14 protein-coding genes are annotated in these 11,974 nt (G+C 47.2%); 4 read left to right on the forward strand and 10 right to left on the reverse strand.

Annotation, left to right across the window (positions count from 1 at the left end; all coding sequences use genetic code 11):
* Nucleotides 1-57: 57 nt before the first annotated feature.
* From ACKU41_RS13135 to ACKU41_RS13160, 6 genes are all read right to left on the reverse strand, one after another.
* Nucleotides 58-1,155 carry a DegT/DnrJ/EryC1/StrS family aminotransferase gene (locus ACKU41_RS13135; RefSeq protein ID WP_321401404.1) on the reverse strand — a complete coding sequence of 366 codons (1,098 nt, stop codon included), beginning with the start codon at nt 1,153-1,155 and terminating at the stop codon, nt 58-60.
* Nucleotides 1,142-1,564 (reverse strand): FdtA/QdtA family cupin domain-containing protein, encoded by a 423-nt coding sequence (locus ACKU41_RS13140; RefSeq protein WP_319777837.1) that lies wholly within the window; start codon nt 1,562-1,564, stop codon nt 1,142-1,144. Before ACKU41_RS13140 ends, ACKU41_RS13135 begins: the two co-directional genes overlap by 14 nt.
* A complete protein-coding gene (locus tag ACKU41_RS13145; protein ID WP_319777838.1) occupies nt 1,561-2,316 on the reverse strand; it encodes a glycosyltransferase family 2 protein in 756 nt (251 codons plus the stop codon). Before ACKU41_RS13145 ends, ACKU41_RS13140 begins: the two co-directional genes overlap by 4 nt.
* Before the next feature lie 166 nt (nt 2,317-2,482).
* On the reverse strand, nt 2,483-3,463 hold the full coding sequence (gene fliM / locus ACKU41_RS13150) for a flagellar motor switch protein FliM (RefSeq protein WP_319777839.1): 981 nt from the start codon (nt 3,461-3,463) through the stop codon (nt 2,483-2,485).
* A gap of 222 nt (nt 3,464-3,685) precedes the next feature.
* Nucleotides 3,686-4,516 (reverse strand): M15 family metallopeptidase, encoded by an 831-nt coding sequence (locus tag ACKU41_RS13155; protein WP_321401411.1) that lies wholly within the window; start codon nt 4,514-4,516, stop codon nt 3,686-3,688.
* A 169-nt stretch (nt 4,517-4,685) separates the two neighbouring features.
* Nucleotides 4,686-5,072: a MucR family transcriptional regulator gene (locus ACKU41_RS13160; protein ID WP_319777841.1), complete on the reverse strand. Its 387-nt coding sequence runs from the start codon at nt 5,070-5,072 to the stop codon at nt 4,686-4,688.
* Between the two features lie 440 nt (nt 5,073-5,512).
* Between ACKU41_RS13160 and ACKU41_RS13165 the strand changes: the two genes are divergently transcribed.
* Together ACKU41_RS13165 and ACKU41_RS13170 are read left to right on the forward strand one after the other, a co-directional pair.
* Entirely contained in the window at nt 5,513-5,800 is a 288-nt protein-coding gene (locus ACKU41_RS13165) for a hypothetical protein (protein WP_319777842.1), read from the forward strand.
* A 134-nt stretch (nt 5,801-5,934) separates the two neighbouring features.
* Nucleotides 5,935-7,191 carry a response regulator gene (locus ACKU41_RS13170; RefSeq protein ID WP_321401413.1) on the forward strand — a complete coding sequence of 419 codons (1,257 nt, stop codon included), beginning with the start codon at nt 5,935-5,937 and terminating at the stop codon, nt 7,189-7,191.
* Between the two features lie 71 nt (nt 7,192-7,262).
* On the opposite strand, the gene ACKU41_RS13175 is transcribed toward ACKU41_RS13170, so the two are convergent.
* From ACKU41_RS13175 to ACKU41_RS13185, 3 genes are all read right to left on the reverse strand, one after another.
* Entirely contained in the window at nt 7,263-7,496 is a 234-nt protein-coding gene (locus ACKU41_RS13175; protein WP_321401415.1) for a hypothetical protein, read from the reverse strand.
* Between the two features lie 79 nt (nt 7,497-7,575).
* A complete protein-coding gene (locus ACKU41_RS13180) occupies nt 7,576-8,046 on the reverse strand; it encodes an ATPase P (RefSeq protein WP_319777845.1) in 471 nt (156 codons plus the stop codon).
* Between the two features lie 13 nt (nt 8,047-8,059).
* Nucleotides 8,060-9,823: an N-acetylmuramoyl-L-alanine amidase gene (locus ACKU41_RS13185; RefSeq protein WP_321401418.1), complete on the reverse strand. Its 1,764-nt coding sequence runs from the start codon at nt 9,821-9,823 to the stop codon at nt 8,060-8,062.
* A 280-nt stretch (nt 9,824-10,103) separates the two neighbouring features.
* Between ACKU41_RS13185 and glpX the strand changes: the two genes are divergently transcribed.
* A complete protein-coding gene (gene glpX / locus ACKU41_RS13190) occupies nt 10,104-11,087 on the forward strand; it encodes a class II fructose-bisphosphatase (protein ID WP_319777847.1) in 984 nt (327 codons plus the stop codon).
* Nucleotides 11,088-11,175: 88 nt separating this feature from the next.
* Here the strand turns inward: glpX and ACKU41_RS13195 are convergent, their stop codons facing one another.
* A complete protein-coding gene (locus ACKU41_RS13195) occupies nt 11,176-11,415 on the reverse strand; it encodes a hypothetical protein (RefSeq protein ID WP_319777848.1) in 240 nt (79 codons plus the stop codon).
* A gap of 151 nt (nt 11,416-11,566) precedes the next feature.
* Here ACKU41_RS13195 and ACKU41_RS13200 point away from each other — a divergent pair, with 151 nt between their 5' ends.
* The gene (locus tag ACKU41_RS13200; protein WP_319777849.1) at nt 11,567-11,956 is read left to right on the forward strand and encodes a DUF202 domain-containing protein; all 390 of its coding nucleotides are present in this window, start codon (nt 11,567-11,569) and stop codon (nt 11,954-11,956) included.
* The last annotated feature ends 18 nt before the right edge of the window (nt 11,957-11,974 follow it).

The raw sequence follows: 11,974 nt of genomic DNA on the forward strand, positions 1-11,974 counted from the left end.
TGTTTAAGCTGGAACAGATATAAAAACGGACCCGAAATTTCGGGTCCGTTTTTATTTTTAATTAAAAAAATCTTTTACAACGTTTACAACCCTACGGGCATCTTCCTCAGTCATATGCGGTCCCATGGGCAGGGAGAGCACTTCGTTGTGGATAGCCTCGCTGATGGGCAGGGAAAGGTTTTCCATCTCCTTATACGCCCCCTGTTTGTGCGGAGGGATTGGGTAATGGATGGAAGCCTCGATTTTGTTTTCGGCAAGATGGCTGATCAGGGCGTCGCGGTCTTTGCAGCGAACGACGAAAATGTGCCAGACGGATTGGATTCCTTCACCGATTACCGGAAGAATCAGTGGGGTCTCTTTGAGCCCTTCCAGATAAATTCCGGCAATGGTTTTGCGGGTCCAGTTCCAGTTGTCCAGCTTGTCTAGTTTCACACGCAGGAATGCGGCCTGCATTTCGTCAAGTCTGCTGTTAAATCCCTTGTATTCGTGAACATACTTTTCAGTAGAACCGTAGTTGGCAAGTTTGCGAACCTGCTCGGCTATGTTGTCATCCATAGTGGTTACAGCTCCGCCGTCTCCGAAGGCACCGAGGTTCTTGCCGGGGTAGAAGCTGAAGGCTGCAGCATGGCCCAATGTGCCGGACATACGTCCTTTGTAGACCGCGCCGTGGGCCTGTGCGGCATCCGTGACAACGAACAGGGAGTGCTTTTCCGCAAATTCCATGATCGGGTCCATATCTGCGGGTTGGCCATAGAGATGAACCGGGATTATGGCCTTGGTATTCGGGGTCAATGCGGCTTCAAGTTTGGCCGGATCCATGTTGTAGGTGGCTTCCACAGGCTCAACCGGAATAATGTTGGCTCCGGTTCTGGTTACCGCCAGCCATGTGGCGATAAAGGTGTTTGAAGGGACCAGCACGTCATCACCGGGACCGACACCGGCAGCGCGCAGGGTCAACTCAATTGCTTCCAGTCCGTTACCGCAGCCGATGCAGTTTTTAGCTCCGGTGTAGAGTGCGAATTCTTTTTCAAAGGCTTTTACTTCGTCACCGTGAATGAACCAGCCTGATTCAAGAACACGTTTTGCGGCTGCGTCTATTTTCGGGGCAAGAGCCTGGTATGTCCAGCCTACGTCGAGAAATTTAATCTGCTTCATTTTTTTTTACCGCCTTTATGAATTCATCATAGCTGTAGTAATAGTCACTCGGATCATAATATTCCGAGGCCAGCACCAGACAAACGGAACCGGAAGAGAAGTTTTCAAGCTCACGCCATGTCATGGTCGGGATGTACAGCCCGTAGTACGACCTGTTCAGTGAGAACTTGGTTTTGGTCTTACCGTCATCAAGCACTACGTCAAAGCTGCCGGAAGCAGCGATGATGTATTGCCTGAGCTTCTTATGGGCATGTCCTCCACGGGTCTCTCCGCCGGGAACGTCATATAGATAGTACACTCTTTTGATATCAAAAGGAATATGGCGACTGTTTTCAATAAAAGTCAGGTTTCCCCTGTTGTCATTGATTTTGGGCAGTTCGATAATTTGCGGTTTATCTTCTTTGATCATTTTCTGTCCTTCATTTCCAATTCAACCAGCCGGATGTATTTTTGAAAGGTGTAGAAAAAACCGTGGATGGCAATGATAAGGCCCGCCTTACCGTCACGAAATCCCTGCTGAATAATGTATTGTTTTATGAATTTGCCGATAGCGCGCCGCAGCGCAGAAAATACAGAACTTGTTTTGCCCATTGAATACAAGTCATTTGCAGCATCGCGTGTGTAAATGTTTATTTTGTGGAGGTGGTGAAAAAAATCGCCATAGGGGTAGTGGATGATATCCCCTGAAAGTTCACCGGCTTTGTTTTTAGGGCGCAATTCTTCATGCGGGCGGATTCCACCAATTGTGATTCCGTCCAGTTTGTATACACGGAAAAGCTTATCCGGATACCAGCCGCTGTGCATTATGAATCTATCCAGATACCATGATTTTCTTGAGCAGAAATATCCATCGCAGTTGTCTGGTTTGTGGAGCATATTTATGATGCTATCGCGTAATTCATGGGAAATCTGTTCGTCTTGATCTATGGTTACGACCCATTTTGTATTAATTAATGTCTGAGCAAATTTGTGTTGTTCAATGGCTCCGTTCCAGTCATTATGTACTATGCGGGCGTTATGTTTATTAGCAATTTCGAGGGTTGAGTCAGTAGAGCCTGAGTCAATAACGAGAATCTCCGAGCAAAAGGAGAGGCTGCTCAAAGCTTTATCAAGTAATCTTTCTCCATTGTATGTCAGAATCAGTCCTGTGATTTTTGTCATGCTGAGTTTGTTTGTCCGATAGTTTTAAAATTGGAATAAAAAAAACAAATTATAATAGGCAGGCACAAGGCGTGAGTCAAGAGAGTTAAGGGTAGGTATTTTTTAAAGGATCCAAGCTGAAAAAAGCATACGAAAAAAATTTCAATGCAGCTTAAGCTGTCGCCTGCTACGTCATTTTCGGTTCAATTGCCTGAGCAATCTGGAAGGCTCGGTTTGCTTTAACCCGTCCGGGAGAGCCTAGATATTTGAGGACCCCGCCGACTTCACATTCAAGCATATCTTCTTCGTCCGTATCGAGAAGCAGCAGATCGCCTTCTTCAAGATTGAGAAGCTGGCGGCCGGTTATTTTGGTCTTCCCAAGTCGAACCAGCAGTTCCACCGGAGTTTCCAGCAGTCTTTCCTTGAAACGGCTGACCCAGACGTGGTCGATTTCAAGGCGTTCTGACTGGAAGGAAGCGTGCAGCTTGGAACGGATGGGTTCCAGAGTAGAGTAGGGCAGGCAGACGATGAGTGAGCCGATGGCGTTTTCCAGTTCAACCTCAAAGGTGATGACTACAACAACATCTGAGGGCGGTACAATCGCTGCAAACTGCGGGTTGACCTCTGAACGGACCAGCTCAAGGTGGACTTCATGCACCGGGCGCCATGAATCTTCGAGGTTGGAAAGGGCTATTTTTACAACCCGGTCTACAATGGCCTGTTCGATGGGGGTAAAGTCGCGGCCCTCTACCTTGGGCTGGGAGCCGGAGCCTCCGAAAAAACTTTCCACCAGAGCGAAGACCAGACGGGAGTCAACAACGAGAATGGCATTGCCGCGCAGGGGGTCCATTTTGAAAATGGAAAGAGATGTAGGTACAGGCAGGGAACGCATGAAGTCCCCGAATTTGGACATATCAATGGAGATGGGGTTGATGTCCACCCGCTTGCGCATGGTGTTGGCAAGGTTGTTGGTGGCAAGACGCGCGAAACGGTCGTTGACGATTTCAAGAACAGGCATACGACCACGGATAATGCGGTCCTGGTTGGCAAGGTCAAAAGAGACAACACCGGAGTCGTCATCCGGTATGTCCTGCTCCGCTTCAACCTCTCCACCGGAAAGGCCCCTTAATAGAGCATCAACCTCATCCTGCTGCAGAATTTTACTCATGCTGATTAAACCCGTCTCAGTTATCGTTCATGTGGCCCATCAATAAACTACAATTATCCATTTTTGAGCACAAAGTAAACGCGTAAGCCAATGTGTATCAACTGTATCGTCTTAAAAAACAAAAACTTTAGCAGCAGCCGGTTAAGCTCCGACAGTGCAAAGCACGATAAAAGTTTTTGGAGAGGCCGTAGAAACTTACCCAAAAAGCGCGAAGCGCATCAATCAGACTTTAATATGCCAAGGTTCAAAACGGACACCGAGCAGGTTGTTCTCCGGGTAGCGCAGTTGCAGGTAGCCGTGTTCGCGCAACTTGATGCAGGTTCCGGTTTCGGCAAAGCGGGCGCTGAAGTTTGCGGCTCCAAGTCCTTTTTCACCGACATCGAAATCCCCGACCCCGTGGTAAGAATATCCCGGAGGAGCCAGCGAACGGGAGGCCAGTGACAGATTGCCGTTGTTGGCTTCCGCTTTGGCAAGAAATAGGATGAATTGTTTGATAACTCCGCGTACCCCGGATGTGAGGTATACTTTTTTGCCCAGTTCCTTGCGGATTTCCATGTATTTTTTCTGCGGTTCTCCCCGGTAGAGAAAATTGCCTGTGCGCGGAATCTTGACCAGTTTTTTGCGGGGGATGGAAGCGGTCAACTTGTCCACTGGTTTTTCTCCAAGAAAACCATAATCATGGGCATCGAAGTGGAAAAGCATGTCGAGAAAATTTTTTTCCTGCTCGGTAAACCTGCCGACAGCGGAATAATTGCGCCCGAATTTTAAGACATCATCAAAGCTCAGCACGCAGAAATTGCCGAATCCTACTGTCTGCTGTACCCGGCGCAATCTGCTCAGTGATGATTTAAGCAGGACCAGTTCTTTTTTTTCAAGAATGATATCTCCCGGTTGGGGGGTGTCAAAATTGGCCATGCGATGCAGGTAATCCTTGAGGTCCTTCTCTTCCACTGCGCGGGTCGCTTCCTGAGCACAGGCAAAGCCGGGGATACCGCACAGGGCTGCCCCGAAGGATATTGAAAATATAGTTTTCAGGAATGTTCTTCTGTTCATAAGGGGGTTCTACCCGGATCAGGTTGATAGCAGCATGTTCAGCTGTTTCTATAAAACAGAAAAGGAATTGTGAAAAGATAGGCAGAAGGTGTTCATGATAAATTAATAAAGCGCGGTAAACCAATTGGTTTACCGCGCTTTTCAATTTACGGAAATGTTGCGGGAAGCTCTATTTACCGCGTTTGGTCCAGAGCTTCATTTCCTTCATCTTTTTGCGGCGTTCACGCTGCAGGGATTTGCAGACCAGAGGGGTCTTTTTCTTGAGGTTGTATTTTTCGCGGTACTCATCTGGAGTAAGACCGTGGGAAGCGAGATGCTTCTTGGTAATGATCTTAAAGGATTTTCCGCATTCACAGCAAACAATGGATTTTTCCTTAATGGATTTTTTGGGCTCACATGCAGGAGCTTCTTCCTGTGCGGGGAGGGCATTTTCAGCAATGGCCTGAATGCCGGCAGACAGCTTGCGGACCATGGAAGTCATTTCTTCTTCACTCATGGTTCTTACGCTTGCCTGTGCTTTGACAATTTCCAAAGCTTCTTTCAGATAATCTTCCACTTGGAATCTCCTTTTGGGATTATTATTGCACTAATTCGGTGTTGGAAGAATAATGGATAAAGTAGATTGTAGTAACTGTCAAATACATTAGATATAATTTTGCAGATATTCTGATTAAATTATAAATTATGCATGGCTTCTAGTGTATTGTTTGTACACTAATTTATCTATTACAGTGGAAAAGTGCGTTTAAAACATATAAATTTCGAAAAAAGAAAAAAATACCGAAACATATTTACCGAAACATTTTTGGGTTAATGTTTTTAATAGTGTTGCGCAGAAATATAAATGAGTATTCACCTGCATGGCCGCTCAAGAGTGTTTGCGGTATCAGCGTTTGCGGTGTACTCCATGAATCAATCTTTATAAAAATTTGTGTTCAACTGAATAAACAATTTTTGGTTTCCGGTGCCTTCTCGCCGGGGGAGTCATTGATAGCTTTGTCCAAATTATGGTCTATAGCCCTGTGTTTTCTGGTTTTTGTCCTGCCCTGTTCCGGCTGCATCTGGGGAACTGTTGCTGTGGTCGGGGTGGCTGTGGTCGGGGCCAATGTGAATGAAATACAGGAGTCGTATACTCCACGTAATGCTACCAAAGATCTTGATGAGCACCTTGAACACCAAAAAGAAGTTGATGAAGCCATTTCCGCCAGTGACAAATATCCACCGGAACCAATTGATGCAGACGAGATTGTCGATACTTACACAACTCAGGGCGTGGATGAATAGGACCATGTAGTAGAGTCATCTGCTGTTTTATTATAATACATCAGCAATGATTTGACTTGCCTTTATCTTTCTCAGAAGTATATCTTACCTGTATTCGTCTATTCAAATGAATAAGAACCATAAGGGGGGACATCATGTCCGGACTGACAGCTAAGAATACAATTCTTGTGGTGGAAACCAGTAATACTCAGGCTAGAATTATTACTGAACATATAGAATCCATAACTCCTTTTGATACCATGGTGGTCAACTCCATGGAGGAGCTTGAAAACAGGCTTGCCGATAATGGCGAGGATGTTTTCATCGCCGTCCTGAACTTGAATATCAAGGGAGCACCGGACGGTGAAGCCGTTGATTATGTTCTTTCCCGGAAGATTCCCTGCATTGTCCTCACTTCTACGTTTGATGAGGACATCCGCAACCGTTTTATCGAGAAGAGTGTGCTGGATTACTTTAACAAGTCCAGGCGTGAAGATCTTGAGGAGATGGTGGATCTTATCAGGCGCATTCATTCCAACCACGAAATAAAGGTTGTTGTTGCCGAGGACAACTCCACTGCCCGCAAGATTATGCAAAGATTGCTGGAGCGTCTTAATTTCACTGTTCTTTCCGGTAAAGACGGGGCAGAGGCCCTTGAGTTGATCAAGGCTAACCCGGATGTAAAGTTGCTGCTGACTGATTATGAAATGCCCAATTTGGACGGATTTGAGCTGGTCAGTGAGGTTCGCAAGACCCACAGCCGTGACCAGTTGGCAATCCTTGGTGTCTCCGCCCATGATTCCGGGGCTATTACAGCAAAATTTCTCAAACGCGGGGCCAACGACTTTCTGAAAAAACCTTTTGAGGTGGAAGAATTTTCATGGCGGGTGACCAATAATCTTAATGAACTTGAGCGGGTCCGTTCCATCAAAGATGCATACAGCCGTGATCCTTTGACCGGTTTTTACAATCTCAACTTTTTTCTTGATAAGGGACGTGATCTTTTTGAAAAAGCCCAAAAACAGGGCCGCTCTCCTGTTGTCGCAGCCTTCAATATCGACAACATGCTGGAAATCAATGGGCGGTACGGCTGGGATGGAGGTTTTGCGGCACTGAAGAAGGCCTCTTCATTGTTGGATCAGAATTCCCTCGGCTGGATAATGACCGCACGCAGCGATTGCGGATTTTTTATTCTGGCCGATGACCTCGAAGCCTTGAAGCGTGATCTCGGTGTAGTCAAGGCCGCTCTTGCCAGTTCAGAGATTGTTTCCGGCTCTGGACGATTTATTGCCAGCGCTTCTTTTACTATCAGCAATGCTTCGGATGGAGGGCTTGATGCTACCCTGACCAGGGCAGCTCTGGTTTTGAAAGATATTCAGGCCAAGGGAGTGAACGGATTCAGTTTTGCTTAGCGTTAATTTGCAGAAAAAAGCCCGTAATCTTTTCATGAGATTACGGGCTTTTTTTTGGTGATTTATTTAAGTTAGTTATTGGTCTTCGTTCCCGAATAGGTGAATGCTTTCTTGTCCATGGTCCAGTATGTTCCCCGGTCAATTCCGAATGCTTTACCGCAGGGGCAGTAGACCTTGCCGTCTCGCTCTTCGGCATTCCATATTTTCTTGATTCGGTCCTTATGGCAACGATGAACTTCACCCTGGCCGATCTTGTAATATTTCCATAGCTTGCGTCTGCACGCAGAGCATTTTAAAACTAGCATAAATATAATAAATGAAGCTGCGAAGCTTTAATGGAGGTTTATCCGAACTCCGGCTGCGATTTTTTTTAGGTACCACCAATCAATTTCTTAAGGTAGTCAACAACCGTACCGGATGGGTAAAAACGCCTAAAGCGCAGGATATATCAGTAGCGACGAGGTCGGCAGCGCGTGCCGCTTTCATGGACATGCATTCGGCTCCCGAGATGATAATACTCAGTGACGCTTCTTTAAGCATGAGCGTATCGTTGCGGCCATTGCCGATACAGGCACATTTGGCAGGTCCGAGTGAGTTCACGTAATCTAGTTTGGCCTTGTCTTCGGGACTTCCGTTGATGATGTGGATGGTTACCGGCAGGCCGGAAAGTTCTTCTTCACACTGCCCTAATGTGTCGGCGGAAAGCACATGGATCTGCACATCTTCGGACAGTTCCTTGAGTAGCTTGCCCACGCCGGGCAACAGGTTGCCGTCCAAAGCTAGGGTGCCGTTGTAGTCCAGCACAAGGTGTTCGATCTCAAGTTTACCGAATCCGGGAATATCAAGGTTGATCATGAGTTTTTCCTTCTTAAAGGCTGGCGTACCTTTCAATCTGCTTTTTGTATTCCAATACACCTTTTACGATGCCGTCGGCAATATAAGAAAGATAGCTATCAGTCTTTAGCCGCTTAGCTTCGGTTCGGTTGGTCAGGTAACCCAGTTCAATAAGAACCGAAGGCATCTTGGCACCCATGAGTACGTAAAATGGTGCTTCGCGCACACCCTGATCTTTTACGTTCCATTTGCGTCGGATGTTTTTCAGGGAACCTGTATGGATGTTTTGTGCCAGATCCTTGCTTTCTTTCATTTTTGAATTGAGCATCAGATCAGTAAGGATGACCTGTAAATCACTGATTCTCTTTGCTGAAACTGCGTTTTCACGAGCCGCAACCCTGACAGCGTTGCGGTTGCGGGCAAGGTTCAATGTGTAGGTTTCAATTCCGTTGATCTTGGTACTGCGGTGCGCGTTGCAATGGATGGAGATGAACATGTCCGCTTTTTTGATATTGGCCATGGCAGTTCGTTCCTCAAGAGGAATGAATGTGTCGTTGGATCTGGTGTACATGACTGAGAATCCTGCCTTTTTAAGCTTGGCGGCAAGGATTCTTGTAAAGCGCAGGTTGATGTCTTTCTCTTTCAGTCCATTGGCTGAAGCGCCGGGGTCTTTCCCGCCGTGGCCGGGGTCAAGCATTATGGTTTTGAAAGTTAAACCAAGCTGTTCAAGAAGTTCTCCGGCCATTTTTTTACTGTTTGCCGGTGGAATGTATTTTTGGGTCTTGGATTTCCGGGAAGTGGAATGATGGACCGGGCTCTTATTCTCAACTACTTTTCCTTCTTCGGGGGCCTGAACGTCTATAACCAGTCTGAAGGGGTTTTCCAGCGGAAAAATTTTATAGTCCTGCATGGAATTGAAATCCAGCACTACACGGGTAGTGCGGGGGTCGCGCTGTGCGGAGCGGATGTCTTTGAGGATGCCGTCGGCAACATGGGTGGCCTTGTGTACCCCGTTGCCGAGTACAGTATTTTCAAGGTCGAGGTACAGCCTGTGCGGACGGTTTACACTCTGGTTCGGGTTCAGGAGCTGGTAGCGGTAACGCACCTCGTCATCCAGGTCGAGGACCACGCGGGTGTATGTCTCACTGCTTGTGTAGCGCACAGATAAAAGCTTGGCCCGGCTGGATGAGTCCTTACTGTTTTTAGGGGAAGCTTTTTTTGCCGGGATGATGGTGCCCGAGGGTTTCTTATGCTTTGTCTCGTCCCCTGAAATCCCTTTACGGTCCATGGAATCCAGCCGTTTACGGGCATTGGAATACATGTCCGATTTGGAATAACGGTGGACAATGGTCAGATAATCGGAATAGGCGAGATCTTTTTCGTTAAGTTTGCGCAGTCGTATTTCAGCCCGGCGGTATATGCTGTCGTCTGTCCATTGATGGGATGGAAAATTGGAGATCATGCGGCCATAGTAGTCGACAGCAGTGCGGAAATCTTTTTTTATGCCGCTTCGATTGCCCAGCTCTTCATAAGTCCTGCCCAGATAATAAAGAGATTTAGGGGCGTATGTCCCACGGCTGGACCGCTTGAATACATTGCGAAATTTTTTACCTACTTTTTCCCATTCAGAACGGTATTGGGATTTTTTTTTGTCCTTGGAAAGGGCGTGGAATTGTTTCCACGCAATGGTGAAATCATCCTTTATGCTGGCCCCGAAGGCGCTGGCAGGGATGACAGAAACGAGCAACCCAGCAAGAAAGAGGGCCATGATCAGGTTTGGAATAAAAAATTTGCGCATTTTTCCCGGTCGGCTGTTTTATAAATGTTTTGCCCAGTCTGATAACAGTAAAATTACAGGCAATCGTTCTAAAAAAAGTTTAGATGTTTTCACTAATAAGCTTGCACGCCCGAAAAATCAACTTCTATCTTATATGATCAGGCTTATGGTTCTGTTTTGGTGTACCTGAGCTCGAGAACGGTGTATGAAAGCTGGACTGACGGTTCTTTTTGTGTAATGGGCATATGCATTGTTGCTCGGAACTTAAATAAAATTTACTTCACTCATTTGGAGATAGATAATGGAAGCTCCCCAGAGAAATTTGGCTCTTGACCTTGTTAGGGTAACCGAGGCTGCAGCACTGGCTTCCGCCAGATGGCTGGGCCGTGGTGACAAAAACGCTGGCGATCAGGCTGCTGTTGATGCCATGCGTCTCAGCTTCAACAGCCTTGAAATTAGCGGCACAGTTGTTATCGGTGAGGGCGAGAAAGACCACGCTCCCATGCTCTACAACGGCGAGAAGCTGGGTGTTGGCGAAGGTCCGGGCATGGATGTTGCCGTGGACCCCGTTGAAGGTACGAATCTGCTGGCATACGGTCGTCCTAACGCAATTTCTGTTGTGGGTGTTGCTCCCACCGGAATGATGCTTGATCCGGGTCCCAGTTACTACATGCAGAAGCTGGTTGTGCCTACTGCAGCAAGGAATATGGTTGATATCAACGCTCCGGTAAAGGACAACCTGAACAAGATAGCCAAGGCTCTGAACAAAGATGTGGACGACCTCGTTGTATTTGTTCTGGAAAAACCCAGACATCACGGCCTGATTCAGGAAATTCGTGACGCCGGGGCACGCATCCAGCTGCATACCGACGGTGACGTTGCCGGTGCGCTTATGGTTGTTGATCCCCGCAGTCCGGTCGATGTTATGATCGGAACCGGCGGTACCCCTGAGGGAGTACTTGCAGCCTGTGCCATCCGCATTATGGGCGGTGAAATGTTCGCAAAATTCGACCCCCAGTCCGAGGCCGAGAAAGCTGCTCTTGAAGACCAGAATTATGATTTGCGCAACATCATGACCGTTAATGATCTGGTCAAAAGCGATGATATATTCTTCTCTGCCACCGGAATTTCCGGCGGTACTTTCCTGCGCGGTGTCCGTTACCTCGGCTACGGTGCGGAAACCACATCTCTGGTCATGCGCGGCAAGACCGGAACTGTGCGCCATATTGAAGCAGTTCACACCTGGGACAAGCTGATGAAAATCAGTGCTGTTAAGTACGATTAAGCACCTATATTTTAAGAATTAAATAAATGGGCGGTTCCGACTTGATTGTCGAAACCGCCCATTTTGTCTTGTAAATACGGGATTTGTTTTAATACTCAGGAGCTTCCAGCTTTTCCGAAATAATTTTGGCGTCTTCCGGGCGGGCTGCGGTGCCGAGTTCTTTGGCTTCCCCGTGGCAGGTGATTCCGGTGGGGCGTAATTGCACATATCCCGCGGAAAGTACGTTGGTGTAGGGAATCTGTTCCCTGAATTCGAGGTAGCCGATGCGGTTGGGGATGATTATGGGCAGCGGGTCGCCGGAGAAATCCTCAAACATGATATATTTCATTTTCGGTCCTTTCTGGTGCGGCCTGCCGTACTTGGCGTGAGGCCGGAAGTTGTTTCTGTTCGCGAACGATGTTGCCCGCATCCTCATTACAGATTATAGGCATACATATTCAAGATCAAGAAGTGTAGACCAGAAAATCCGGAGTTGGCAAATGGCTGGACCTGACAATGAAAAGCTGGACAATAATGAGCTTGCCAGAATGAGAACCCTGCTGGCTAATGAGCGGACTTTTCTGGCTTGGTGCCGGACAGCATTGGGTTTGTTCGGTTTTGGGTTCGTGATTGAAAAAGCCAGACTTTATATGGAAAAAATGATGCCCGGAACACCGGCGATAATGCTTAAGGAAATGAATTTTCTCGGCGTGTTCATTATTGTTTCGGGGATGGTTATCCTGACCAGTGCGGCGTTTCGGTTTTACCGTTTTGAAAAGAGCGTCGGGTCGCGTGTTCGTTGGACTACTCCTTATCCGGAAATGCTGGTTACTGTGGCTGTGGGGGTAATCCTGATTGTCAGTTCCATAGCCGGGAAGATGTTTTTTTAATTTTGCACAATGAAATCT

The sequence above is a fragment of the Maridesulfovibrio sp. genome, from assembly GCF_963678865.1.
Taxonomy (GTDB): Bacteria; Desulfobacterota; Desulfovibrionia; order Desulfovibrionales; family Desulfovibrionaceae; genus Maridesulfovibrio.